Annotated in this window: 21 protein-coding genes; 14 read left to right on the top strand and 7 right to left on the bottom strand. The window is 59.6% G+C overall.

All coding sequences use genetic code 11. From position 1 onward, the window contains the following. Positions 1 to 100: 100 nt before the first annotated feature. Complete coding sequence (gene urtA, locus BFX80_RS06445; RefSeq protein WP_084208274.1) at positions 101 to 1,375, bottom strand: urea ABC transporter substrate-binding protein; 1,275 nt, start codon at positions 1,373 to 1,375, stop codon at positions 101 to 103. A gap of 484 nt (positions 1,376 to 1,859) precedes the next feature. Here urtA and BFX80_RS06440 point away from each other — a divergent pair, with 484 nt between their 5' ends. The 6 genes from BFX80_RS06440 (at position 1,860) to BFX80_RS06415 (ending at position 8,219) form a co-directional block, all read left to right on the top strand. Beyond that, positions 1,860 to 3,281 carry an aminotransferase-like domain-containing protein gene (locus BFX80_RS06440; protein ID WP_084208273.1) on the top strand — a complete coding sequence of 474 codons (1,422 nt, stop codon included), beginning with the start codon at positions 1,860 to 1,862 and terminating at the stop codon, positions 3,279 to 3,281. Between the two features lie 578 nt (positions 3,282 to 3,859). Continuing rightward, positions 3,860 to 5,275, top strand: coding sequence for a cytochrome ubiquinol oxidase subunit I (locus BFX80_RS06435; RefSeq protein ID WP_084208272.1), 1,416 nt, complete (start codon positions 3,860 to 3,862; stop codon positions 5,273 to 5,275). A 17-nt stretch (positions 5,276 to 5,292) separates the two neighbouring features. After that, positions 5,293 to 6,300, top strand: coding sequence for a cytochrome d ubiquinol oxidase subunit II (cydB, locus tag BFX80_RS06430; RefSeq protein WP_084208271.1), 1,008 nt, complete (start codon positions 5,293 to 5,295; stop codon positions 6,298 to 6,300). An 11-nt stretch (positions 6,301 to 6,311) separates the two neighbouring features. Beyond that, on the top strand, positions 6,312 to 6,524 hold the full coding sequence (locus tag BFX80_RS18275) for a DUF2474 domain-containing protein (protein WP_084208270.1): 213 nt from the start codon (positions 6,312 to 6,314) through the stop codon (positions 6,522 to 6,524). 262 nt (positions 6,525 to 6,786) lie between these two features. Beyond that, a complete protein-coding gene (locus BFX80_RS06420) occupies positions 6,787 to 7,251 on the top strand; it encodes a methylenetetrahydrofolate reductase C-terminal domain-containing protein (RefSeq protein ID WP_084208269.1) in 465 nt (154 codons plus the stop codon). Continuing rightward, a complete protein-coding gene (locus BFX80_RS06415) occupies positions 7,248 to 8,219 on the top strand; it encodes a methylenetetrahydrofolate reductase (RefSeq protein WP_084208268.1) in 972 nt (323 codons plus the stop codon). The genes BFX80_RS06420 and BFX80_RS06415 overlap by 4 nt, the downstream gene beginning before the upstream one ends. A 171-nt stretch (positions 8,220 to 8,390) precedes the next feature. On the opposite strand, the gene BFX80_RS06410 is transcribed toward BFX80_RS06415, so the two are convergent. The 4 genes from BFX80_RS06410 to BFX80_RS06395 form a co-directional block, all read right to left on the bottom strand. After that, a complete protein-coding gene (locus BFX80_RS06410; RefSeq protein WP_157109442.1) occupies positions 8,391 to 9,452 on the bottom strand; it encodes a hypothetical protein in 1,062 nt (353 codons plus the stop codon). A 461-nt stretch (positions 9,453 to 9,913) separates the two neighbouring features. Next, positions 9,914 to 11,764: a heparinase II/III domain-containing protein gene (locus tag BFX80_RS06405; protein WP_167592984.1), complete on the bottom strand. Its 1,851-nt coding sequence runs from the start codon at positions 11,762 to 11,764 to the stop codon at positions 9,914 to 9,916. Between the two features lie 363 nt (positions 11,765 to 12,127). Then, a complete protein-coding gene (locus BFX80_RS06400; RefSeq protein WP_205632742.1) occupies positions 12,128 to 12,640 on the bottom strand; it encodes an acyltransferase in 513 nt (170 codons plus the stop codon). A gap of 182 nt (positions 12,641 to 12,822) precedes the next feature. After that, the gene (locus tag BFX80_RS06395; protein WP_205632741.1) at positions 12,823 to 14,490 is read right to left on the bottom strand and encodes a sodium:solute symporter family transporter; all 1,668 of its coding nucleotides are present in this window, start codon (positions 14,488 to 14,490) and stop codon (positions 12,823 to 12,825) included. A gap of 824 nt (positions 14,491 to 15,314) precedes the next feature. Here BFX80_RS06395 and BFX80_RS06390 point away from each other — a divergent pair. From BFX80_RS06390 to BFX80_RS06370, 5 genes are all read left to right on the top strand, one after another. Continuing rightward, positions 15,315 to 16,484 carry a TauD/TfdA family dioxygenase gene (locus BFX80_RS06390; RefSeq protein ID WP_084208263.1) on the top strand — a complete coding sequence of 390 codons (1,170 nt, stop codon included), beginning with the start codon at positions 15,315 to 15,317 and terminating at the stop codon, positions 16,482 to 16,484. Next, on the top strand, positions 16,484 to 17,083 hold the full coding sequence (locus tag BFX80_RS06385; RefSeq protein WP_077373977.1) for an HD domain-containing protein: 600 nt from the start codon (positions 16,484 to 16,486) through the stop codon (positions 17,081 to 17,083). Before BFX80_RS06390 ends, BFX80_RS06385 begins: the two co-directional genes overlap by 1 nt. A 261-nt stretch (positions 17,084 to 17,344) precedes the next feature. Beyond that, positions 17,345 to 17,671 carry a gamma-glutamylcyclotransferase family protein gene (locus tag BFX80_RS06380; protein WP_077373980.1) on the top strand — a complete coding sequence of 109 codons (327 nt, stop codon included), beginning with the start codon at positions 17,345 to 17,347 and terminating at the stop codon, positions 17,669 to 17,671. A gap of 124 nt (positions 17,672 to 17,795) precedes the next feature. After that, complete coding sequence (locus BFX80_RS06375) at positions 17,796 to 18,272, top strand: GFA family protein (RefSeq protein WP_077373983.1); 477 nt, start codon at positions 17,796 to 17,798, stop codon at positions 18,270 to 18,272. Positions 18,273 to 18,506: 234 nt separating this feature from the next. Next, positions 18,507 to 19,475, top strand: coding sequence for a LysR substrate-binding domain-containing protein (locus tag BFX80_RS06370; RefSeq protein WP_084208262.1), 969 nt, complete (start codon positions 18,507 to 18,509; stop codon positions 19,473 to 19,475). A 26-nt stretch (positions 19,476 to 19,501) separates the two neighbouring features. On the opposite strand, the gene BFX80_RS06365 is transcribed toward BFX80_RS06370, so the two are convergent. Further along, the gene (locus BFX80_RS06365) at positions 19,502 to 20,377 is read right to left on the bottom strand and encodes a LysR family transcriptional regulator (protein ID WP_077373989.1); all 876 of its coding nucleotides are present in this window, start codon (positions 20,375 to 20,377) and stop codon (positions 19,502 to 19,504) included. Positions 20,378 to 20,598: 221 nt separating this feature from the next. Between BFX80_RS06365 and BFX80_RS06360 the strand changes: the two genes are divergently transcribed. After that, positions 20,599 to 21,117, top strand: coding sequence for a lactoylglutathione lyase family protein (locus tag BFX80_RS06360; protein WP_077373992.1), 519 nt, complete (start codon positions 20,599 to 20,601; stop codon positions 21,115 to 21,117). A gap of 291 nt (positions 21,118 to 21,408) precedes the next feature. Continuing rightward, positions 21,409 to 22,104, top strand: a complete 696-nt coding sequence (locus BFX80_RS06355; protein ID WP_084208261.1) for a haloacid dehalogenase type II — start codon at positions 21,409 to 21,411, stop codon at positions 22,102 to 22,104. A 149-nt stretch (positions 22,105 to 22,253) separates the two neighbouring features. On the opposite strand, the gene BFX80_RS06350 is transcribed toward BFX80_RS06355, so the two are convergent. Then, the gene (locus BFX80_RS06350; protein WP_167592947.1) at positions 22,254 to 23,003 is read right to left on the bottom strand and encodes an IclR family transcriptional regulator; all 750 of its coding nucleotides are present in this window, start codon (positions 23,001 to 23,003) and stop codon (positions 22,254 to 22,256) included. A 124-nt stretch (positions 23,004 to 23,127) separates the two neighbouring features. Here BFX80_RS06350 and BFX80_RS06345 point away from each other — a divergent pair, with 124 nt between their 5' ends. Next, a complete protein-coding gene (locus tag BFX80_RS06345) occupies positions 23,128 to 24,666 on the top strand; it encodes an MFS transporter (protein ID WP_205632740.1) in 1,539 nt (512 codons plus the stop codon). The last annotated feature ends 19 nt before the right edge of the window (positions 24,667 to 24,685 follow it).

Genomic DNA, 24,685 nt, shown 5'->3' with positions numbered 1-24,685 from the left:
CATCAGTCTCCGAGGGCGTCGCGACCTCGGAGACTGACACTCAGCGAGGCGGCACGCAGGCTCACATGCGCGCCGCCTCACTCTCAGAACGTGCTACGCCTCATTGCGTGGCGACGTTCTGTTGAGCCCCACAGGAATGGGTCACGACGTTGTAGTTGCCGCACTCCATCGGTTTGCGCCAGTCGCTGATCAGGTCCTTGGAACCTTCCAGATAGTCCGACCAGGCATCGCCTGCCACGGTGGAGGGGGTCTGCCAGACGACGGAGAACTGGCCGTTGTCCTGGATCTCGCCGATCAGCACCGGTTTGGTGATGTGATGGTTGGGCATCATGGTGGCGTAGCCGCCGGTCAGGTTGGGAACGGATACGCCGATGATGGCGTCCTTGACCGCATCGACCTCGACACTGCCTGCCTTGCGAGCGGCTTCCATCCACATGTTGAAGCCGATGTAGTGGGCTTCCATCGGGTCATTGGTGACCGCATCTTCCTTGCCGGTGTAGGCGATCCACTCATCGATGAAGTCGTAGTTGGTGTCGCTGTCCACGCTCATGAAGTAGTTCCAGGCCGCGAGATGCCCGACCAGCGGTGCAGTATCGATGCCCGAGAGCTCCTGCTCGCCCACCGAGAAGGCCACCACCGGAATGTCCTCGGCATCGATGCCCTGGTTGGCCAGCTCACGATAGAACGGCACGTTGGCATCGCCGTTGATGGTGGACACCACGGCCGTCTTCTTGCCGGCGCTGCCGAAGGACTTGATGTCCGAGACGATGGACTGCCAGTTGGAATGACCGAAGGGCGTGTAATTGACCATCACATCCTCGTCGGCCACACCGTGAGACTTGAGGTAGGCGGCCAGGATCTTGTTGGTGGTACGCGGATAGACATAGTCCGTGCCTGCCAGCACCCAGCGCTCCACGCCCACATCGTTCATCAGATAATCCACTGCCGGAATCGCCTGCTGATTGGGCGCCGCCCCGGTATAGAAGACATTCTCCGAGGACTCCTCGCCCTCATACTGCACCGGATAGAACAGCAGGCCGTTGAGCTCCTCGACCACCGGCAGCACCGACTTGCGCGAGACGGACGTCCAGTTGCCGAAGATCACGTCGACCTTGTCCTGCGCCAGCAGTTCACGCGCCTTCTCGGCGAACAGCGGCCAGTTGGAGGCCGGGTCGACCACGACGGGCTCCAGCTTGCGTCCCAGCAGCCCGCCCTTCTCGTTCTGCTTCTCGATCAGCATCAACATGGTGTCTTTCAGTGTCGATTCACTGATCGCCATGGTGCCGGACAGTGAATGCAGGATGCCGACCTTGATCGGCCCCTCTTCCGCCTGGGCGACATTGGCCAGCGAGAAACCGACACAGGCGGACAGCATTGCGGCAGCAATTTTCTTGTTCACGACATTCCCTCGTATCTTGTTGTACTTGTTATCCCGACTGAGGTAGTGCAATTGATGTGCCAGCAAAGCAGGCAATCGCACGAAACATCGGTGCCGTGCGTTGCCATCGTTCAGCCAAAAGGAAATCTCGATATCGTTTTGCATATAAGCCGCACCAAATATGCGCAATCAAAAATATGCCAGCCAGCCATTTGCACCAAACAGGTGAATTACTGAATATCGTGCACAAAACTCATCCTTGGTATGGCGTAATGAGGAGATTACCAGTCAAAAGCATGGCCTTGACTGGTGCAGCGGGCGAAAGTCGAGCAGGACACGTCAGCATCAGCAGCACGCTGATGATGCATTGCCCTCCGCGGCTCCTTCTGACATGGACAATGATCCATCCCGGCCACCGCGCCATGCGCCGGCGTAATCACTCCGGAATCCTTGCCTCCCCGACTCCTCCAGGAAAGCCCTCATGAAGCGTTATGAACGCTTTGCCGCCGAGATCTCCAACCTGATTCGAACCGGCATTCTCGCGCCGGGTGAGCGCGTGCCGTCGGTGCGTCAGGCCAGCAAGGCGCATGGCATCAGCCCCTCTACCGTCTTCCAGGCGTATTACCTGCTGGAGAATCAGGGATTGATCAGTGCGCGGCCGCGCTCGGGATATTTCGTGCGCGACAATGCCTCACGGATACTTGATGAGCCGCATGTCGCCCTGCAGCAGCAAGCCCCTTCCGATGTCGCCGTCAGTGAACTGGTGTTCTCGGTGCTGGGCTCACTGCGCGACAACGACACCGTGCCCTTCGGCTCTGCCTTCCCGAGCCCGGAGCTCTTTCCGCTCGCGCGGCTTGCGACCAGCATGACGCGTGGGCTGCGCCAGCTGTCATCGCATGCCGTGATCTCCGACATGACCACAGGCCATCCTGACCTGTGCCGACAGATCGCTCAGCGCTACATGGTCAACGGCATGCAGCTGCCGACAGAGGCGCTGGTGATCACCAATGGCGCCATGGAAGCGCTCAATCTTGGCCTGCAATGTGTCACCCAGACCGGGGACCTGGTCGCCATCGAGGCGCCGGCCTTCTATGCCACGCTTCAGGTGCTTGAGCGGCTCAAGCTGCGCGCGGTGGAAATTCCGGTACACCCGCGCGACGGGATCGATCTCGAGGTGCTCGAGAATCGTCTGGAGACGCTGCCCATCAAGGCCTGCTGGTTCATGAGCCATCTGCAGAATCCGCTGGGGGCCAGCTTGAGCGATGCGCGCAAGGCGCAACTGTATGCGCTGCTCTGCCGTCATCAGCTGCCGATGCTGGAGGATGATGTCTACGCGGAGCTTTATTTCGATCAACGTGCCGAGGTGTCGCCCCCGCAGCCCGTCAAGGCGCTGGATGTCGAGGGCCTGGTGATGCACTGCGGGTCGTTCTCCAAGTGCCTGGCGCCGGGCTATCGGGTGGGCTGGATATCCGCGGGGCGGCATACCCGGGAGATTTCGCGCCTCAAGCTGATGACGACCATCTCGCCATCGCTGCCTGCCCAGGTGGCCCTGGCCGACTACCTCCAGCATGGCGGCTACGACCGCCACCTGCGCAAGCTACGCCTGGCGCTCGAGACCCAGCAGACGGCCATGCTGGCAGCCATTGATCGCTACTTCCCTGCAGACACCCGCGTTACCCATCCCCACGGGGGCTATTTCCTGTGGTGCGAGCTTCCCGAGCACATCGACTCGCTGGCCCTGTTTCAGCAGGCACTGGCCCACGGCATCAGCCTGGCGCCGGGGCCCATCTTCTCGGCCACCCAGGGCTTCAAGCATTGCATTCGCTTGAGCTACGGCCACCCGTGGGACGCGGCGTCAGAGCGCGCCATGCAAACATTGGGTGAATTGCTCAAGGCAGCCTGACACGCGGACCACTCAGGTTGTATGCGATATGCGATATGCGATATGCAGGATGCGAGAAGCGCCTTGAGTATGTGCGCATGAGTGCGCGCAAATACCGCAGTCCTTGCTGCCGCCTTGCCACACAGTCTTCACGCGTTATCCGCTGCGTCAAAACAGTCTTTTGCGGTGCATATCACTCGCTCGAGAGCCGCTTGCCACGCCTTGATTGCGCACCGTTTTACTCACCTTGATTGCCTGCCCTGATGCCGCATGTGTGCCCCTGCAGAGTGCGCCAGAGCCCGCCATGGCGGGGCCTGCCGCCTAGGGCGATGAGGCCAAGCATCTGACACTAACATGGTGCTGGCATCAATCAGAGTGCGCCCTCCTGTCCGGCTCGCCTTGCTGGATTCTTGCCATACCGCCTGGCTGGCGGGTTGACTGGCTCACGGGCATTTCACGCCAAGCCAAGGTTCAGCTCGCAACTGATATGGTTTTTTCTCGCACAACTGAGCCTGTTATGGGATCAGGCGGCTCCCTAGAGTAGCGGCGAAGATTCAGGCAGGGCCGTCCCCCTTGCCGCCTACTCAGGAGACATTGCCATGTTCGGCACCGAGGCCATCGACCTGGCCAGGATACAGTTCGCCTTCACCATCTCGTTTCACATCATCTTCCCGGCCATCACCATTGGCCTCGCCAGCTATCTGGCGGTGCTGGAAGGCATGTGGTTGAAGACAGGCACACAGGTCTACCGCAATCTCTATCATTTCTGGTCGAAGATATTCGCGGTCAACTTCGCGATGGGTGTGGTGTCGGGACTGGTCATGGCCTACCAGTTCGGCACGCATTGGAGCGGTTTCTCGGCCTTTGCCGGCAGCGTGACCGGGCCACTGCTGACCTATGAAGTGCTGACCGCCTTCTTCCTCGAAGCCGGCTTCCTCGGCGTGATGCTATTTGGCTGGAATCGCGTCGGTCGCGGCCTGCACTTCTTCTCGACCTGCATGGTCGCACTCGGCACCCTGGTCTCGATGTTCTGGATCCTGTCGTCCAACAGCTGGATGCAGACCCCACAGGGGCACGAGGTCATTGATGGCATCGTCGTGCCGGTCGACTGGTTCGCGATCGTCTTCAACCCCTCCTTCCCCTATCGCCTGGCCCACATGGCACTGGCCTCCTTCCTGAGCACCTCGCTGTTCGTCGCTGCCTCCGCCGCCTGGTTGCTGCTCAAGAAACGCGACACCCCGGAAGTGCGCAAGATGCTGGTCATGGCGGTGCTGATGTTGATGGTGACCGCCCCGCTGCAGGCCTTCGTCGGCGACATGCATGGCCTGAATACGCTCAAGCACCAACCGGCCAAGATCGCGGCCATCGAAGGTCATTGGGACAACAGCCATGGGGAACCGACGCCGTTGATCCTGTTCGGTGTGCCCGACATGCAGCGCGAAGAGACGCGCTTCGCGCTCGAGATCCCGGCTCTCGGCAGCCTGCTGTTGATGCATGACATCGACAAGCAGGTACCGGCGCTCAAGGACTTCCCCGCCGCGGACCGTCCCAATTCGACCATCGTGTTCTGGAGCTTCCGCCTGATGGTTGGCCTGGGCCTTGCGATGATTCTGCTCGGCCTCTCGGGTGTCTATCTGGCTCGCAAGGGTAGGCTCTTTATCTCGCGGCGCTGGCTGAGGCTGGCCGTCGCCATGGGGCCGGCCGGTCTGATCGCGATACTCGCGGGCTGGTTCACCACCGAAGTCGGCCGCCAGCCGTGGGTGATCTACGGTTTGATGAGAACGGAAGATGCCGTCTCTGCCCACAGCGCCGTTCACCTCAGCATCAGCCTGACGGCCTTTGTCACGGTGTACTTCATCGTCTTCGGCACGGGGATCAACTACCTCTTCAAGCTGATCAAGAAAGGGCCGGCGGGTGATGACAGCCACGCCCCCAGCGGCGGCCCCGGCAAGCCACGCACGCCATCCCGCCCACTGTCGGCCATCGAGGAATCTCTCGACGGCACCACTCACTGACCGGAGCGATGAACGCTATGGGTATCGACCTTTCTGTCATCTGGGCGGGCATCATCCTGTTCGGCCTGATGATGTATGTGATCATGGACGGCTTTGATCTGGGCATCGGCATTCTCTTCCCGTGGGTGGAGGAAAAGGTGGACCGCGATGTGATGATGAATACCGTGGCCCCCGTGTGGGATGGCAACGAGACATGGTTGGTGCTGGGCGGCGCCGGGCTATTTGTAGCCTTTCCGCTGGCCTACGCCGTCTTGCTGGAAGCCCTGAGCATTCCCCTTGTCGCCATGTTGATCGGCCTCATCTTCCGCGGTGTCGCCTTCGAATTTCGCTTCAAGGCCTCGGACGCGAGTCGCCACTGGTGGGACAAGGCCTTCGTGGGCGGCTCGGTGCTGGCCACCTTCAGTCAAGGCGTCGCACTGGGAGGCTACATCCAGGGCATCGCCTTCGATGGGGTTCACTTCAGCGGCGGTTCGCTGGACTGGTTGTCACCCTTCCCGCTGTTCTGCGGTGTGGCGCTGCTGTTCACCTATGCATTGCTCGGCAGCACCTGGCTGATCATGAAGACCGAAGGCATTCTCCAGGCGCGCATGTTTGCCCTGACGCGCCCGCTGACGCTGTGGGTATTGATCATGATCGCGGCCGTCAGTCTGTGGACTCCGCTGGCGCGCCCCGCCATCGCCGAGCGCTGGTTCACGCTGCCGCAGCTGTTCTGGTTCCTGCCGGTGCCAGTGCTGGTAGTACTGGCCGGTTATGCGCTGATCCGCGCCGTCGCCCTTGAATATCATGCCCAGCCTTTCCTGCTGGTGCTGGCCTTGATCTTCCTGGGCTACAGCGGTTTCGGCATCAGCATGTGGCCTGACATCATTCCCGGTCATGTGACGATCTGGGAAGCGGCCTCTCCGCCACAGAGCCAGGGCTTTGCCCTCGTCGGTACGCTCTTCATCCTGCCGATCATCCTGGTGTACACGGCGTGGAGCTACTTCGTGTTCAAGGGCAAGGTCCGTCACACCGATGGCTACCATTGAGAGGTACTGACATGACATCCCCGACACGCGAGTCACATTCAGTGCCACTGCACGCCCCCACAGCCAGGCCCAGCATCGAGCCATCCGGGACGCCTGCGCGCCCGGCCAGCTGGCTCAGCAAAGTCGGCTGGCTGGTGGTCATCTGGGGAGGCAGCGTCAGCGCGCTGGGCCTCGTCTCTCTAACACTGCGACGCTTCATGCAGGCCGCGGGCCTTACACCATGAAAGCAGCGAAAGAAGACATCACGTAGACACAAAAAGACGCCGGAGCAGCGAATGCTCCGGCGTCTTTCTAGGTTTCGGGGGCTTTCAGGGCTACGGAGGCTTTTTGGCTTCAGCCAAGCAACGATGCCTCTCCCGCTTATTGTGCGCCTTTCGATAGTGACGCTGTCGCCCACGGGATGTCGGCCCGGGTGGCGGCCATGCGAAGATAGCGCTCCAGAACGCCCATGGCGTTACCCCCGCCAGTGTTTGACAGGAGGCATGCGTGTATTCGATTCGTCTGTGGGCCGCACGTTACGCGCGACTGCTGGAGCTCACCTATCGGGCCGTCGAGCCGGTGATCATCAAACTGCAGCCGCTGTGGAAGTCTGTCGGTTACGCACGTGCCGAGAAGCCCGTCGCCAGCTTGGAGCAAGCCTGCAAGGGTTTGCTGTTTGACTGTCAGATGTGTGGCCAGTGCATTCTGAGTTCGACCGGCATGTCCTGCTCCATGAACTGCCCCAAGAATCTGCGCAACGGTCCCTGCGGCGGTGTCATGCAGAATGGCAACTGTGAAGTCGAACCGGACAAGCGTTGTGTCTGGGTGGAAGCCTGGGAAGGCAGCCAGCGAATGAAGGACAGCGACGCGATCCAGGTCGTGCAGTTGCCGGTGGACCACCGCCTGCAGGGCACTTCATCCTGGCTGCGTGTGGCTCGGCAAGCCGCTGAGCGTCGAGAGAGCCTGAAATGACCTCCAGACTCACTATCCCGGACAACACCCAGGCGCCACCTGCCGAGCGCCATGGCAACGTCGGTCACCTGGAGCGAGTGCTCAGAAGCGGTCAGTTCGCCGTTACCGCCGAGCTGGCGCCTCCCGACTCGGCTGACCCACGGGACGTCCATGCACGCGCGCAGCTGTTTGCCGGCCATGTCGATGCCATGAACGCCACCGATGGCTCGGGCGCCAATTGCCACATGTCGAGCGTGGCGATGTGTGCCCTGCTGGCCCGCGAAGGCCATGAGACGGTGATGCAGATCTCCTGTCGTGACAGAAACCGCATCGCCATCCAGGGCGATGTGCTGGGGGCCTCGGCGCTGGGCATCCGCAACCTGCTGTGTCTGACCGGCGATGGTGTGCAGGTCGGGGATCACCCCGAGGCCAAGCCGGTGTTCGACCTCGATTCCCTGTCGCTGCTGGAAATCGTCGCCGGACTGCGTGACAAGCACGCCTTCGCAAGCGGCCGGTCACTGACCTCTGCGCCTCAGGTATTTCTGGGCGCCGCCGCCAACCCCTTCGCCCCGCCCTTCGCGTTTCGCCCTCATCGTCTGGCCAAGAAGATCGCCGCCGGGGCTCAGTTCATCCAGACACAGTACTGCTTCGACCTCCCACGCTTTCAGGACTTCATGCATCGCGCTCGTGATCTGGGCCTGGTGGAAAAATGCTTCATCCTGCCCGGCGTCGGCCCGCTGGCCTCGGCACGTACCGCCGAGTGGATGCGTCGCCATGTCCCCGGCGTGCATATCCCGGACGAGGTGATCGAACGCCTCAAGGGTGCCAAGAATCAAAAGGCGGAAGGCCGTGACATCTGCATCGAGATGATCCAGCAGTTGCGTGAGATCGAGGGTGTGAGTGGCGTGCATATCATGGCGCATCGTCAGGAAGCGTCTGTGCCGGAGATCATCCAGCGCGCAGGCATTCTGGGGGAACGAATGCCATGAACACCCGAACCTCATCCAACCCCTTCTCCGCAAACCCGCTGACATATGACTGATAGCGTCAGACTCCAGGAAGCTACGGGATGGATATTTGCTCGGCTATCTACGCACCACGTCCAATCCCTAAAGATGTTGCGCACAGGGTCTGGAATGGCCACGGTCTTCAATAACGTCTCATCTATTCTTGACCCAGGAAAAACGTCTTGAATCAACCTGAAGAAGATACTTGCGAATATCCTGACGGTCCTTATGGTTGGCGCGATTGAAGATGATTCTTAGCTCACTATCAATAGCCTCCTCACTCGCACCACGTTCAATCGCTTTTTCGTACCACTCATGACCGAGACTGACCTGTCCACCTTCCATATAAATTGCACCCAACAATGTGCATGGTCTGAAGTCTTTACTCATGAGCCCGTGAGCGATCATTGCTAGATCAATAGCCTCGTCTCGGTGTCCGAGGTCACGTTGTACACCACCAAATGTTGTATGAAATGCGGTTTTCATTTTTCTTGATGCCATATTTACAATATCAATAGCCTTGAGAATTTCAGCAGCTCTGAGAGATTTTCCGCATTTTCGATAGTGGCTACTGGCATTAATCGCCATCCATACATCTTGACTACGATTGAAATGTTCCTCGTAAAACCTGGCCTCTGCATGATGATAGGCTGACCTCAACTCTTTGCTGAAATAATCCCGGCCATGTGTAGAAAGCCACAGCAAATCATTTTCGAAAAGACGATTGTCTTCATCAATTCGACGCAATATATCCATCAAACGATGAAAGTCGATTTTCTCAATGTAACAGTCGATAGCATACTTATTTCTCAGAAATCGATTTTTCATCCTGGCTTTATATTGAGGTGTCTTTTCTAGCGCCTTTCGTTTCTCCAAGGATTTTTGTTGTGCTATTCGGACACTCTCTTGTCTTGCTTCCTCTATCAACCGTGCTTCTTCTTCCTTTGCGATCCTGTCTAGCTTGGCTTTCCGTATTCTGAGAATCTGCTCTTCTTCTGCTTCTTGATGAAACTGATCAAAAGGGATGTCTTGCATAATAAATTTCTTTAGGGCCAGCAGACCCTGACTATCCAAGTATCGTAATGATAGCTGAGATATGGGTTCTCCCTGCTGAAGCCGCTCCAAGATACCAGTAATTCTGGTGGCGGGTAATTTTGTACCCGGCAAGTCATCAACATGATATTTCCGAGAAACAACTTCCCTATCGTTTGACATCCCATGTTCTCTATATATTTTCAGAACGCTGATCATAGCATTGCAGTAATGAGAACTCTACACTTCATGATCAAGAAGAGCATGCTATCCACATTATACAAAGGGCTAAATCGGAAGGTGATTTCTGATATATTACAATAACAATAGATAGTAAGATTATCTTATGACCTATGACTGAATCAAGATAATCACCATACATTCACCTCTCCCTTTCAGACCAGGCCCGATGGATATCCATACACTATTTCTGCTGGTTTTTATGCCCTCCAGTAGAGAAAACAAGCCAGTACAGGAAGCTAAATTTATCCACACTTAATTGAAGCGAGTACAAACCCGGCCACTACGGATAGTCATTTATAACCTCCTTAAATAAGGACCATATTCTAGTGCCGGGACACTCAATGTGTGACAATAAAGTAGAGATTGAAAATGAATGATAACAATAGAGAAAACCTCTCCCATTAATAATCAATCAATTCCACCACCATCTCCTTACCCTCCCAGACGATACGCAACCTTCCCTCCTCCTGCTTCAGAATGACCTCCTGACTGACACAGCTGGCAAGGATGCAATGCTGTCGCTGGGCAAGAATTGTCCACGTCATGTGAGCGACATCGGGGTTTGCATCGCTGTCGATGATGATGTGCTCTTCTCGCTCTTCAGCGTAGCCATGAGTCACTTCAGGAGTCAGTTCCGGGTGGCTTTCCAGGCGCAGTCGGTAGTCACGCTGGCCTTCGCAAAGTGTTACTGCTTTGCCCTGCTCGTCGGATTGAAGGCCAGCTTTCAGTGAAGAATGCAGCTGCCACTGCACAGTAAATGGCTGCTGACTTGAGAGATCATCAAATATCACGCTGCCGACACCTTCCAATAACACGATGGTGCGTACATAGCGGATATCACCTGTATAGGCAGCGCTCAAGTCCAGCCGATGAGCCACCATTCCACCCGTTCGGGTACTCGAGATAACGCGAGCTATCGCTGCTGGATCATCCAGAGACTGCGCCACTCCATCGATCAATGGCACGTTGTGGGCAAGTGAGGTGCGCGTCCATTCACGGTGATGCTGGCTGCCGAAAGCATAACCGTAACTTCCTGTGGGACATAAAACGGAGCGACCGGTATCGATGAAACTCACATTGCCTTGATCACCATGGCGGTGAGAGCTGTTGCCGAAGGGGCTGCAGCGGTAGCGCAGCTCCAGCTTGCCGAAACGATCGAGACCATGCCCGGCATGCGGGTAGAAAGCATGACGGGAGTCATCAGGAGACTTATGCCGAGATCCTGTCTGCTGCTCACTACGTTCGTGTGCAAGACGTATCTGATCCAGCGTCGGGATGACATCCAGCAGATGCAGAGCATGGATCTCGATCGACTCTTCCAGCTGACGGCTCTTATGCATATCGTCCCGGCTGCCAAAACGCTGGGCGTAGATCCGCAGCGGATTCTGAGCGAAGAACCCTGGCCACTCTTTGCCATCGGCATAACACCAGAAACCATCTCCGAAGGGATGCAGGTCATTGTCCGTCACGACGAAGTCGCGGCAGTACGTCAGATAGTTGACGTAGAAGGGATGCTGATAGAACGAGAAGCCGGATAACCGCTCCACCGCAAGAAAGAACGGATGAAACCACTTGGTATAGGAAGACGAATAGAAGGCACCCTCTGCCCATCCGCCATCCGCACTGCCATAGAACGGCAATACGCCTCGATAGAGGTCGAGCGCACACTGCAACCACTGCGTGCACCTGGTGCGGTCGTGTTCCTTGTGCAGCACCAGCGCTGCCACACCGAGATAGGCTGGCAACCGCGACGTATGTGAATGACCGGGATATTGCACGAAGTCATCCTGCTCGAGACGATGCATCATCTGCTCGGCGACACGTACCAGCAGCGCTCGGGCAAAGAAACGCTCTCCATCCGCCAGCAGCGGCGTCAGCCAGTGATAGGCCAGGAAGACATTTCGCGCCAGAGACAACCCGACCTCATCACCCCACTGGCAAGGTCTCTCCAGGGTGGCAGGGCCATCCGTGCTCCATTCCGCCAACGTGAGCAATCGCTCGACGGCAGCCTCGCCTGCCGCGACATCCCCCTCGATGCGATAGAGCAGGCACAGTGCCATCAGGTCACGATCCACCCATTCGCGTATCCGATGGATGGCCAGACGCTTGTAACGTTCACGCCCCCGGCGATGGTGGTCAGGATATTCCGGCAACCCGTTATCCAGCGCGACTCTGGCTGTCGCCCGCATACGGGGAATATCCTCGGCAGCGGCCTGCTTCACCAGTGGAAGGTCGGCATCGAGATACAGCATCCATTGCGTCTGTGCTTCGCAGGCGGCAAACAAGACTTCTGCACGTGGCGGGAGATACTCAGGCTCTCGGCCGGTCAGGGTGAACTCGACCCACTGCGAGCTTTCCCCCATCTCGTCAGTGACACGCCACCGATATCCCCCGACCTCGAGGATATCCTCAAGAAGCACCGGGGAGGTGACCTGCTCACGACAAAGTGAGTCTCCCGATTCCGTCCTCACCAGCTCAAAGGTGTAGACGCTGTCGGTCGTGGCCATTGGCCAGGTAAAAGCGGGCGGGTTGGTACAGGCCGGCAGTGACTCGCAGGGCGAGAGGAAGACCTGAAAATCGTGATCTCGTGTCAACAGCAGCATCCAGCCTCTCCTTCAGATCCAATGATATTCGCCGGTGTCACGGTCAATATGACCAATCTGACGCGCTGGCATACCAGCGAAGATGGCATAGTCCGGCACATCGCTCGTGACCACGGAGTTGGCACAGATCAGGCAACAACGGCCCAGCACGCACCCAGGTGTCACGACCACGCCAGAGGTCAACCACGCGCCATACTGGATGATGACGCGACCTTTCACCTCATCCGAGCGATCACTGAAACGGTCATCCCGTGGAGAATATTGATGGTTGGAGGCCACGATCGAGACATTGGGGCCGATGAGTACATGCGGATAGATGGTGACATCCCCATTGATGTAAGCCTGTAGGCCGATATAGACCTGCTCATGAATGGCACTCCTATCATGAGGGCGCACGATGGCTCCCGGCGCAATGCGGATGCCCTCTCCTGTGAATCCCAAGATACGGGCGCGTGCCTGGTCATCCTCGCGGTTGTTGCTCGCCTGTAGATAGAGCGTGAACTTCTCGAACTCTTCCTCGCTCAAGATGCCGCCATGCCGGGCCTGAACCGATGGCGTGGCGTGAATGGCGGACCTAGGTCGCTCGGGCATGATGGCTCCTGATGGAACATGACGATTTTCGGGTCGAGTCACTCAGCATGGGAGAACATGGGAAAAGAAGACATCCTCTCCCCCATGCTGGTAACAGTCACTTGCTGTCCAAGGGGTTACGAATGAGAAGGCCGATATGCTGCTTTTTGTACCTTTTCCTGACCGAACCGATTCATGAAGAAGCCCAGGATGCCTAGAATCGCGGCGATGCTGACAAAGATGAGACGTCCCGTCATCTCGTTGGGCACCAGCACCAGCAGCAGGACACCCAAGGCTGAGGCCATCAGCAATTTCCCCAACAGCTGGTAGGGCTGACGATCCAGCTCGAGTGTCTCGGCAGTATCCTCGGACACCACCGGGGTATCCACGTTGTCGAAGAACCGGGCGATCTCCGCGGCACGTTCAGCCGAGGGCACCTTGTAGAAGAGTGTGGTGAGCAGGAAGAACGGCAACGTGATCAACATGTGTGCCCCTACCCCGAGGGTGACTGACTTGAGTTCGGCGAACTCGCGTGCCTCCATCGGCTCGGACATGCCCATCACGGACTGCACAAGCTCCGGCGTGACACCGAAGGCGATGATGGCCGACACGCACATACCGACCAAGATGGTGCCCCAGCCGGCCCAGTCAGGCGTCTTGCGTACGAAGAAGCAGAGAATGGCGGGGATCAGCAATGGGAACCCGACCAGAGTACCGACGATCATCATGGCATCGAACAGCCCGAACTCCTGCAGCGTGGTCAAGAACAGTCCCGCGCCGATCACGATCAACCCGAACATCGCCGTGAATATCTTGCCTGCCAGCATCAGCTTGCGTTCATCACCGTCCTTGCAGAAATATGGCTCATACACACTCTTCACCAGAATCCCGGCATTGCGATTGAGGGCGGAGTCCATGGACGACATGGTGGCCGCAAACATCGCCGAGAGCATCAGTCCCACCATGCCCAGGGGAAGCTCGCGCTTGACGAAGATGTAATAGGCCGCGTCCGCCTGATTGCTGCCGAGATCTGCCAGCCCCCAGCTGGCCGGGTCAGGGTAATTCCCAGCCACATACCACGCGGGAAGAAACCAGATACTGGTGCCGAAGAGCGTCAGGCCACAGGCAAGCAGTGCTGCCTTGCGCGCATGACGCGTGTCCTTGGCGGCCACATAGCGATAGGAATCGATCATGTTGTTGGTACTGAAGAACTGTTTCACGAAGATGCAGATGAACCAGCCGACGAACAGATATCCATAACTGTACCCATCCCCGAGGAAAGCATGCTCCGGCAGGCCTCGGCTCATCAGATTCTCCACGCCGCCCGACTTGACGACCGCCACCACCGCCGCGACGAAGGTCATCACCGTCAATAGCACCATCTGCAGAAAATCGGAGGCGATGACCGCCCAGCTGCCACCGACCAGGGACATGAACAGGACAACGAAGCCAGCCCCTGCCACGGTCTGCTCGATGGGGATATCCAGCACGGCACTGACGAAGACAGAGAGGCCATTGAGCCAGATGGCAGCCTGCATCACGTTGAGCGGCACATTCGCCCAGGTGAAGACCTGCTCGTTGACGCGACCGAAGCGCAGGCGAATCCCCTGGATGGGGCTGACCACTCGCATCTGCCGAGCCTTGGCGGCAAAGAAGAGGTAGTTGATGAAATACCCCGTGGCATTGGCCACGAAGACGATGACGATGGAGATCCCGCCCGTCAGCGCCTTGCCCATCAGTCCGGTGAAGGTCATGGCACTCAGCGACATCATGAATGCCGTGGCGCCGACCATCCACCACGGCATGCGACCGCCACCTCGGAAATAATCGTTTGTCGAACGAGTCGCGGAGCGATAGAGCCACCCCAGCAACATTAGAAATGCAAAATATACCAAGACGATCAATATATCGATGCTCATCTTGTGCCTCTTGTATTTATTTGGCGTATGGCGTGCAGAGATGAAGCGCCGTGCCGCGGCAGGGCACTCCGATGACTTCCGGTCTTAAGGGGGGCAGTGCGTAACTCATCACCTGACGAGCACTTTTCGAGCAGGACCCCGTGGCATCACGCCTCTCCTTGAATCAAGCGAATGAAATGGCGTTTCACCAAAGCTAGCAAGCACACCAAAAATATGAAATGTCGTTTTAATTCTTGTTTAATATATAAATATGTATTCATATTACGGGTTCGACAAACTATGATTACACGCAGTCAATTTCACGAAAATTCTCTTTTCGAGCGCCCCGCTTAAAATACAAGTCATTGATATAGAGAAATAAAATCGCATTTATCCTTTGGTCTTACAGGAGTGATTCGCTGGATTTCTTGACACGCAAGACCTCCTATATGCGACCAATGGCATGTCAATATCATCGTCCATCGCAGCCGAGAGTCCCTGGTATGAGTGGTGGTTAAGGGAGTGCTCCCCCCCACGCCCGGCAGTCACGAGAACACGTCAACCGCCCAGTGACGTCAGCATCTTCAGGCTGAGCATTCACGTCATCTCGCCACGGCTCACTCCATAAGAAAAATGCATACCCTCCAATAACACTCACCCCCTACTTAGGTCCCATGCCTCGCTCCCATAATGGCCACGATATACAACCGTGCTAATGGAGAGATGCCTGCATGTCCCTGACCAATGCCCTGTCCGACGCGCTGCCGCTGAGCCTGAGCGAGTCGCCGCTGTCACTGAACCTGATCACCGCTGAAGGCCTCGAGCCGGTCAGCCCGCTGTGGCTGCGCGAGCGCACCCAGGACCCGGAGCAGCTCGATGAAGTCACCACCCAGCGTCTGTTCGATTCGCATGCCATCGACGTCAATCTCGAGTTGACCGCGGCGCGCCCGGTCGATGAGACGCACGTGGAATTCACTTTCAGTGACGGGCATTGCGAGGTGTATGACCTCCCCCTGCTGGCGCATGAGCTGCAGGGCATCACGCCGTTCCCCAAGGCCGAGAGCTGGGATGCGGGCATCGATCAGCAGGCGCAGCGCGTCGACTGGGAGAAGATGGGCAACAATGAGGACTTCCAGAAGGCACTGGAGGCCTATCTGCGCTTTGGCTACATCATCGTGCAGAACGTGCCGACCGATCCGGAGCGCATTCTGGAAGTGGCCGGTCACTTCGGTTACGTGAAGGACACCAACTTCGGCAGCTACTTCGAGGTGTATTCGCGCCCGACCGGCAACGATCTGGCCTATCGCAGCGTGGCACTTGGACCGCACACCGATAATCCGTATCGTGATCCGGTGCCGGGCATCCAGATGCTGCATTGCCTGGTCAACGAGACCACTGGCGGCCTGTCCACGCTGGTCGACAGCCTGAATGCGCTCAAGCAGCTCAAGGCCGAGATGCCGGAAGGCTATGAACTGCTGCGCACCACCCCGGTGGGCTTCCGCTTCCTGGATGCCGGTACCGAGCTGACCACCCGTCGCTGCGTGATCCGTGAGAGCGCCGATGGTGAGCCGATCGGCGTCAACTACAGCCCGCGTCTTGATCATCTGCCGCACATGTCGCTGGAGAACACGCGCCGCTACCATCAGGCCCGTCAGCGTCTTGGACAGCTGTTCCAGGACCCGGCCAACGAGATTCGCTTCCAGCTCGAGTCCGGTGAGCTGATGATGTTCGACAACACCCGCGTGCTGCATGGCCGTACGGCGTTCGACACCAATGAGGGGCATCGTCACCTGCAGGGCTGCTACATGGACAGCGACGGCCCGCGTGAGCGCTTCGCCACGACCCTGATGCGTCAGCGTCAGCAGCAGGCACAACAAGAAAACCGTGAGGAAATGGCGTAATGGATCAGGTTTCATTCACCCAGATGAAGGACGGCACCGCAGAAGACTATGCGTTGCTCGAGCGTCTTGAGGATCAGTTCAATGAAGGGCTGGTGGAGCGCCTCAAGCTTGCCCTGCGCAAGCTCGATGATGGTCTGAGCGGCTACAAGGTCAGCCGTCTGGAGCACTCCCTGCAGTCAGCGGCACGTGCCGAAGCCGACGGTGGCGATGATGATCTCGTCGTCGCGACCCTCCTGCATGACCTGGGTGACGAGCTGGCGCCCTACAATCACTCGCAGCTGGCCGCCGCCATCATTCGCCCGTATGTGCGTGCCGAGGTCACCTGGATCATCCACCACCATGGACTGTTCCAGAAGTTCTACTACGGTCACTTCTACGGCGAAGACCGCAACGAGCGCGAGATCTACAAGGATCACCCCTGGTATCAGAAGTGTGTGGATTTCTGCGAGCGTTATGATCAGGCGGCCTTCGACCCCGACTATCCGACCCCGCCGCTGGAGCACTTCGAGCCGGCTCTGCGTCGCGTCTTCGCACGCAAGCCCTTCGATCCGGACGTGATCGGCGAAGAGCCCGCCGGCGGTTTCGACAGCCGCGTCTGAACGTGTGGATGGCGGGCGCATGAATCGCGCCTGACCTGCTCCACTCCTGTGATTGACCATTGCCCCCACTGGCCCGCCCAGTGGGGGCAATGTGGTTTGTGGGCGTTGCGTTGAGCGCACCACGCCAACAGGGGGTTGAACCTCGCCACTCAGCCTTCATCATCGTGGGGCAAGGCAAGTATCCATGAAGACTGTCCCTGATGATGCGGCAGTCTCGCTCCTTGAGACGCATTCCCCCTCCCCGACCCGACAGGCAGACACATGGAACACCTCTTCATCTATGGCCCGCTGGGGCCAGGCGGACTCAACGAACATGTCATCGCCAACATCGATGGCGAATGGCGCCCGGCCTATCTGCGCGGCCGACTCGAGAACAGCGATCAGGGTACCGAGCACAACTTCCCCGGGCTGGTGGTCGACAACACGGGGCAGGTGATACGCGGCCACGTCTTTTCCTCACCGCAGCTGCCCGAGCATTGGGACGCTCTCGATGACTTCGAGGGCCCCATCTATCAGCGTCGCGTCACCACCGTCATTCTCGACGACAATCGTGAGCTCGAGGTCTATGTCTATGCGCTGGCGATGTGAGAATCTCCTGCCGGGCAGGCAGAGCGACAAGTGACAGAGCGATCCCCCTGCCTCTGGATTGAGTCACCCTCTCGGCCCCAGCCTCGCCAGCGCCCTCGCCCAGGCATCACAAGGAGGATTTCTCATGCAGCTTGAAGGTTCGTGCCACTGCAAGGCCGTCACATTCCAGCTTGAGTCGCCGCATCCCTACCCGTACCAGCGCTGCTACTGCTCGATCTGTCGCAAGACGGCAGGCAGCGGCGGCCATGCGATCAACCTGGCGGGCGACGCCGGCACCCTCAAGGTGGAAGGCCGCGAGCACATCTCGATCTATCACGCGGTGATCGACGGGGTCGAAAGCCCGGCGGAACGTCATTTCTGCAAGCACTGCGGCAGTGCACTGTGGCTCTACGATGCCCGCTGGCCAGAACTGATCCACCCGCAGGCGGGGGCGATCGACACCCCGCTGCCCGTGCCACCGGAGCATGTCCACATCATGCTCGACAGCAAGGCCAACTGGGTGGAAGTCGCGCACGAGGCGCGTGATGCCCATCACGCCGAGTATCCCGACGAGAGCATCGCGGCCTGGCATGCGCGAATTGCCGAGCGCGGCACTCAGTAAGCTCAGGAACGCCCTCCAACAGGAACAGGTGCGACCCTGGTCAGGATCAGGTGCGACCTCGCGCCCTGATTCGCCGGGCTGAGCGTTGATGTCACTCGCTGCGTCGCGTATAAGTGCCGCCTATACAAGGCGGCGCTCTTGCCTGATATCCGCGGTGTACGGCGTGAAGCCTCTCGCAGGCCCGGATATTCCAGGACAGGATCGCCGTGACAGTGCATCACAGCGAGGACTCCCGTGCCGGCCCGAAAGACACGCTCCCCTGCGCCAGACGATACCGCCAGCCCTCTGGATGACCTGCCCTCCCTGCGCGGGCTGGTCGCCTTTGACGTGACGGTTCGCCTGGGCTCGATGACGGCTGCGGCCAATGAGCTGGATACCACCCAGCCCACCATCTCCCAGCGCATCCGCGCGCTGGAGGAGCACCTGGGCCATCCGCTGTTCGATCGCCAGGGCGGCAGGCTGATCCTCAACCACTACGGCGAGACCTTCCATACCGAACTGGCAGGCGGACTTGGCCAGGTCTGCAGCGCCGTCACGGAAGCACGTCGCAAGGTGCACAAGCCGACACCGCGCATCACCATCGCCGCGGGTGCCGGTTTCGCCCACGTCTGGCTGCGCCCGCGGCTGGAGCGGTTGGAGCAGGCCTTTCCGGAGTGTCACTTCACGCTGCTGCCGATCGATCGCGATGAAGACCCGCAGATGCAGCAGGCCGATATCGCGATCCGCTTCGGCCCGCCGCTGACGGGCGATCATCGCGATACGCTGGTGGTCGCGGAGCGCGCCTTTCCTGTCTGCTCCCCGGATTACGCGCGGCGTCATGGGCTGGAGAAGGGGTTGGATGCCGAGGCGCTGTCGCGCATCACGCTGCTGCATCTGGACATGCGCGATAGCCGCTGGCTGGACTGGGCCACCTGGTGTCGTCATGCGGGACTGCCGGTACCGCGTCTCGACAAGGCCTTTCCCTTCAACAACTTCCCGCTGACGCTGAACGCCGCCGTCAACCATCAGGGAGTCGCGCTGGGCTGGAGTCACGTCATTCAGGACCTGCTCGACAACGGCTCGCTGATCGCCCTGACGCCGCATATCTCGCGTGACCGTCATGGCTATCGCATGAGTGTCCGCCATCCCAACAGCGCCGTGATCCAGCCCATCACCCGCTGGTTGATGCGCGAATTCTCAGGCCTGACATTGCCTGACGCCTGACGCCCGCCCTCCTCACTCATCAGCTCTCAGAGACCGGCCTGAAGATCGCGCTGTACCCGTCTGGCGCGCGCTGACAGCGGCCACTCCGCCCGCGTGATCCACCACAGCGTATCCACCACCTCGACATCCCCGTCTGCGGGTGCCACCACCTTGATGGCCTGAGGATTCTGGAAGGCCTCACGGGCATGGCGAGGCACGACACTGAAGCCCAGCCCGCAGGCCACCGGTTCCAGAATCAGGCTGATCTGATTGGTGGAGCCACTGCGCGGCAATGAGCGGACGCCCGGATTGCCCGGGAAACGCCGACTGAGCAGTCGTGACGCCATGTCCTGGCCATCGGGATGATCGATGAAGCCCAACGTCTCGAGATCGCGCCAGTCATGGATCTCGACACCCGCCGGCACCACCAGCTCAAGTGGCTCGCGGGTCAGCTCCGTCACGCTCAGGCGCGGGTCATCCGGCTTCTGGGTGACGATGCCCAGCTCGAAGCGATTCTCAAGCACTGACTCCACCACTTCGCGCGTGGGGGCGAAGCGATGATGGATATTGAGACCGGGTGACGCCTGCTGCAGCGCCAGCAAGCGGGGGTAAAGCGCCAGTCCGATGCTACCCGGCGTGATCAGCCGAATATCCCCGTGACTGTCTTCATTGCCGGCCAGGCGCTGGGCCAGGCGCTGCTCCGCCGTCTCCATCTCGCGCGCGTAATCCAGCAACGCATGGCCGGCCGGTGTCAGCTCGAGCTTGCGAGGATGTCGAATCAACAGCTTGCCCAGCTGGGTTTCCAGATGTCGCACATGCTGGCTGACAGCGGCCTGGGTCAGATCGAGCTGCTCTGCGGTGCGCGTGAAATTGCCGACACTCACCAGAGTGCGGAAGGTACGTAACCACTGGGGTTGCAGCATGTCGGCTCCTCGTTGCGACAGTCATGGCGCCCGGGACGTGTCTGGCCTGACAGCAGGCAGTCCTGATCGGCGACGACGCCGGTCCGCCATAACGAACTCTTATCACTATCATAACAGCTACGTAGTTTTCATTATTGCTCATGACACCCAAGATGGCATCCAACGTCACGCAGACAGTGACTGAGCCAATTCCCTTCACGACTCCCTTCACGAGGTGAATCATGAGCAGCGAAAAGCACACACCGTATCCGCGCACCTTCTCCCACATCGGCCTGTCCGTCGGTGATGTGGAAGCCGCCGTCAAGTTCTATACCGAGGTACTGGGGTGGTACGTGGTGATGGAGCCGACCACCATCACCGAAGACGACTCCGCCATCGGCGTGATGTGCAGCGATGTCTTCGGTCCGGGTTGGGGCAGCTTCCGCATCGCCCACCTGTCCACCGGTGATCGTATCGGGGTCGAGATCTTCGAATTCCCGAACCACGAGACGCCGGAGAACAACTTCGAGTACTGGAAGACCGGCATCTTCCACTTCTGCGTTCAGGACCCGGACGTCGAAGGGCTGGCCGAACGCATCGTGGCCGCCGGCGGCAAGCAGCGCATGCCGGTACGCGAGTACTTCCCGGGCGAGAAGCCGTTCCGCATGGTCTACATGGAAGACCCGTTCGGCAACATCCTCGAGGTCTACAGCCACAGCTATGAAATGACCTATGCCGCCGGTGCCTATCAGAACGACTGATCAAGCCCCAGGCAGCGATGCACGCATGAGTCGATGACCGACGCATGCGTGCATCGAACCAGCGCCCCTTGCCCCCTGTCATCAGAAGGGGCAAGGGGATTTTTTCGTCATGGCCAGGCCCCATCACGGTCGCCTCCTGTCGATTGTTGAGCAATCATTCAAATTTGCGTAAGCTGGTAGGCAATCGATGGGCGCTACCGGGCCAGCAATGCAGGGAGACTCCTTTCACCGACATCCGCTGTACTGCCTCCCCAGGCCCACACCCCACACCCAGTCTGTCCAGGAGTGTTCATGTCCACCCCAAAGCCCGTCTCCGTTCTGGTATTCGACGTCAACGAGACCCTGCTCGACATCACCACCCTTTCACCGCTGTTCGGGCGCGTCTTCGGCGATGAAGGCGTGCTGCGTGAATGGTTCGCGCAACTGGTGCTGTATTCCCAGACCATGACGCTTGCGCATCGCTATACCCCCTTCGGTGAGCTTGGCGTGGGTGTCCTGAAGATGGTCGCCGATATCCATCAGGTCACGCTCAAGGACAGCGATATCGATGAGCTCAAGTCGCGCATGGCCGAGATGCCGGCTCACCCCGACGTCGCACCGGCGCTTGAGCGCTTGAAGCAGGCCGGTTTCCGTCTGGTGACCCTGACCAACTCTCCCGCCGGTGCCTCACCGACACCGTTGGAAAAGGCCGGCATCAGCGAGGCCTTCGAGCAGCACTTCAGTGTCGGAGCCGTGGAACAGTTCAAGCCGGCGCCCGCGACCTACCAGCACGTGGCCGAGCAACTCGAGGTCAAGCTCGATGACATGTGCATGGTCGCCTGTCACGTCTGGGATACCATCGGCGCCCAGGCAGCCGGCATGCAGGGTGCACTCCTGACGCGTCCGCACAATGCCGTGCTGCCGGCAAGCAATGTCCCGACACCGGACCATGTGGCCGATGAGTTGATGACCCTGGCCGATCACCTGATCGCCACCCGACACGCCTGATCTCCCCCGCTGGTGAAAGCCGCATGACAGACACGCCACGGCGCCTACTCAAGGCCCGTGGCGTGTCTGATTCATCTCTTCCCCCGCCTCACCGCCACCTCTCTGGTGATCTGCAGCCTTCTTCTGCCCCCTGCCTCTTGTCGACGTCTTCACTCCAGCGACCGGAACGTCTTGAGCATCTCGTCACGGGTCTGGCCGAGGGCCGTCTTGATCTCGTCATGCCGGCTGGCAATGCGCCATTCCGGTCCCAGTACCGAGATGGCGTAATGCCCCTGACTGGTCTCGAGACCCATGGCGATGGCCGCGACCCCGCGGGTGTGCTCACCGGCGTCGTATGCGTATCCGCAGCGACGAATCTCCGCCAGCTGCTCGAGCAGCTCGGGCATGTTCGCGGTCTTCTCCGTGTAAGCCGTGAGCGCGGTTCCCAGCAAGTGCTTGACCTGCGCGTCCTGCAGGTGTGCCAGCAGGACCTTGCCACTGGACGTCGCGTGCAGTGAGAGGAAATTGCCGGCCATCGGCGATACCCGCAGGGGCTGCGGGGACAATACGGAATGCAGTATCAGCAACTCGTTGCCGCTCAGGCTGCAGAGCACCACCGTCTCCTCGGTGGTGACACTCAAGGCTTCCAGAAATGACTTGGCGTGCGTGGTGATGTCGAGCTGGCTATGCCGCGCCAGTCGCATCAAGGCAGACCCCAGCCGGATACCGCCATGCCCATGAATCTCCAGCAGATCCTCCTGCGCCAGCGCGTCCACCAGCCGCTTGACGGTGGAGCGCGGCAGCTCACTGCGCTGCGCGATCTCCCCCAGACTCATGCCCCGCTCATTGCCTTCCAGGCTCTTGAGAATCGCCGCGACCCTGGCCACGACCTGTACGCCACCGCCTTCACGTGTGGTCAAGTCACATCTCCTTAACAAGCTAACTACTTGCTCAACAAAACCACTGAATGGTACAGTGTACCGCATAACGAAACACCCACCGCGATATCTTCCTGCCCTTTCCGTCAGACGCGAGAACCTGCCAGTGGCTGCTGCTCAACCCTTCAATCTACGAATCGCTCTCGGCCTCGTGGGTATCCTGCTCGCCTCGCTGATGTCCGGTGTCGGCGAGCGAGTCACTCAGACGGTGCTGACGGATGTGATCGGTCATTTCGGCTTTTCCCATGATGAAGGCAGTTGGCTGACCACCCTCTACAGCGCCGCTGAAGTCTCGATGATGCTGCTGGCCGGCTGGTTGGCCGTCACCTTCAGCCTGCGCCGCTTCGCCATCGGTGCCTGCCTGTCACTGGCAGTGTTCTCGCTTCTGGTGCCACTGGCCGACAGCTTCCCGTTGATGGCGGGGCTGCGCGTTGCCCAGGGGCTGGCATCCGGCAGCATCCTGCCGCTGCTGATGATGTCGGCGCTGCGCTTTCTGCCGTGGCACAGCAAGCTCTATGGCCTGTCGGCCTATGCGATGACGGCCACCTTCGGCCCTTATCTGTCGGCACCGCTGGCCGCGCTCTATGGCGACCTGGGCGACTGGAATCTGGTGTTCTGGGAAACCGCGCCGATGTGTCTCATCGCGGCGGCGCTGGTGTCCTGGGGACTGCCACAGGACCCGCTCAAGCTGGAGCGCCTCAAGCAGTTCGACTGGCTCGGCGCCCTGCTTGGCGTCACCGGTCTCTGTGCTCTGGTGGCCGGCATGACCCAGGGCGAGCGTCTCGACTGGGGCAACTCCCCCGTGATCATCGCCCTGCTGGGCACGGGCGGACTGGCCTTCGCCGCCTTCCTGATCCATGAATGGTTCCACCCGTTGCCGCTCTACAAGCTGCAGCTCCTGGCCCATCGCAACTTCGCCTTCGGCATTCTCACCCTGTGTACCTTCATGTTCCTGACCCTGGCCGCCGGCACCATTCCCGCCGCCTTCCTGGGCGAGGTACAGGGCTATCGCCCCATGCAGCTGTTCCCGGTGATGCTGACCATGGCTCTGCCGCAGCTCGTGCTGGCACCGCTGGTGGCGACACTGATCAACCGCAGGAGCATCGACAGCCGCTATGTGATGGCCACGGGCCTGGTGTTGATCCTGATCAGCTGCCTGCTGGGCTCGCAGCTCACCAGCGACTGGAACCGTGACAACTTCCTGCTCATCGAGGTGCTCAATACCCTGGGCCAACCGATGGTGGTCGTGCCGCTCTTGATGAATGCCACCGGCGCCATCAGTCCGCTGGACGGCCCCTTTGCCACCGCGATGGTCAACTCGCTGCGGGCGCTGTTCACGGTGGTGGCCGCCACCGTCTATGGCAGCTTCATCGTCCAGCGTGATGCCCTGCATTCGACCCGCCTGAGCGAGGCGCTGGGCCTGCAGGGCAATCAGCCTGCCGGCCTCATCCCGCTGGACGCCGCGCGCGATATCGCCACGCGCCTCTCCGAGCAGGCCGCGGTGATGAGCTACGCGGATGCCTACCTCGCCATCATTCCCTTCGTGGTGGCCCTGCTGGTGCTGGTCATGGTGTTGCCGGTGCGCGCCTACCCGCCGCAACCGGCACCTGCCGTCCGCCAGCACACCCACTCTCCTGCGACCTGAAAAGCGAGAACACGATACT

Origin of the sequence: Cobetia marina (assembly GCF_001720485.1) — a bacterium.
Taxonomy (GTDB): domain Bacteria; phylum Pseudomonadota; class Gammaproteobacteria; order Pseudomonadales; family Halomonadaceae; genus Cobetia; species Cobetia marina.
This window is presented reverse-complemented; position numbering and strand designations above follow the sequence as displayed.

Coding starts and splice junctions, on each gene's coding strand:
- BFX80_RS06390 (WP_084208263.1), top strand. CDS start 15,315: ATGTCCCTGACCAATGCCCTGTCCGACGCGCTGCCGCTGAGCCTGAGC.
- BFX80_RS06380 (WP_077373980.1), top strand. CDS start 17,345: ATGGAACACCTCTTCATCTATGGCCCGCTGGGGCCAGGCGGACTCAAC.
- BFX80_RS06405 (WP_167592984.1), bottom strand. CDS start 11,764: ATGCTGTATCTCGATGCCGACCTTCCACTGGTGAAGCAGGCCGCTGCC.
- BFX80_RS06355 (WP_084208261.1), top strand. CDS start 21,409: ATGTCCACCCCAAAGCCCGTCTCCGTTCTGGTATTCGACGTCAACGAG.
- cydB (WP_084208271.1), top strand. CDS start 5,293: ATGGGTATCGACCTTTCTGTCATCTGGGCGGGCATCATCCTGTTCGGC.
- BFX80_RS06375 (WP_077373983.1), top strand. CDS start 17,796: ATGCAGCTTGAAGGTTCGTGCCACTGCAAGGCCGTCACATTCCAGCTT.
- BFX80_RS06395 (WP_205632741.1), bottom strand. CDS start 14,490: ATGCCGTGGTGGATGGTCGGCGCCACGGCATTCATGATGTCGCTGAGT.
- BFX80_RS18275 (WP_084208270.1), top strand. CDS start 6,312: ATGACATCCCCGACACGCGAGTCACATTCAGTGCCACTGCACGCCCCC.
- BFX80_RS06415 (WP_084208268.1), top strand. CDS start 7,248: ATGACCTCCAGACTCACTATCCCGGACAACACCCAGGCGCCACCTGCC.
- BFX80_RS06410 (WP_157109442.1), bottom strand. CDS start 9,452: ATGTCAAACGATAGGGAAGTTGTTTCTCGGAAATATCATGTTGATGAC.
- BFX80_RS06435 (WP_084208272.1), top strand. CDS start 3,860: ATGTTCGGCACCGAGGCCATCGACCTGGCCAGGATACAGTTCGCCTTC.
- BFX80_RS06385 (WP_077373977.1), top strand. CDS start 16,484: ATGGATCAGGTTTCATTCACCCAGATGAAGGACGGCACCGCAGAAGAC.
- BFX80_RS06440 (WP_084208273.1), top strand. CDS start 1,860: ATGAAGCGTTATGAACGCTTTGCCGCCGAGATCTCCAACCTGATTCGA.
- BFX80_RS06365 (WP_077373989.1), bottom strand. CDS start 20,377: ATGCTGCAACCCCAGTGGTTACGTACCTTCCGCACTCTGGTGAGTGTC.
- urtA (WP_084208274.1), bottom strand. CDS start 1,375: ATGCTGTCCGCCTGTGTCGGTTTCTCGCTGGCCAATGTCGCCCAGGCG.
- BFX80_RS06360 (WP_077373992.1), top strand. CDS start 20,599: ATGAGCAGCGAAAAGCACACACCGTATCCGCGCACCTTCTCCCACATC.